Origin of the sequence: Stenotrophomonas sp. SrG, assembly GCF_050031795.1 — a bacterium.
Lineage (GTDB): Bacteria > Pseudomonadota > Gammaproteobacteria > Xanthomonadales > Xanthomonadaceae > Stenotrophomonas > Stenotrophomonas rhizophila_A.
In genome coordinates this window covers 1-275 of record NZ_JBNBBE010000233.1, presented here as the reverse complement: position 1 = coordinate 275, position 275 = coordinate 1, and the positions used below count along the sequence as shown (strand labels likewise).

Genomic DNA, 275 nt, shown 5'->3' with positions numbered 1-275 from the left:
CCGAATCGTCGGTGTCCACCCGTACCGCACGGTCCCAGCCGAGCAGTTGATCTAGCTGTTCGAGTAGTGCGCGCTGGATCGAGTCCGTGCCCTTCCGCCCCCGTTTGGGCACGTCAAGAACGCGGGCCAACTTTGATCCGTGGCCGGCAGGGGCCGCCCCGGCATCCAGCAGACGTGCGGTCACCCTGTCGAACAGCGTGGAGTCGCCGAACTCCGACAGCTCCAGCTCCCATTCACGCCAGCTCTGTTCAGAGTCTTCCTCGGCACCCATGAGC

1 protein-coding gene is annotated in these 275 nt (G+C 65.1%); it reads right to left on the bottom strand.

The features are described from left to right. Positions 1-275: hypothetical protein (locus ACQG3P_RS19650; RefSeq protein ID WP_426805978.1), on the bottom strand; the 275-nt coding region annotated here is incomplete at both ends.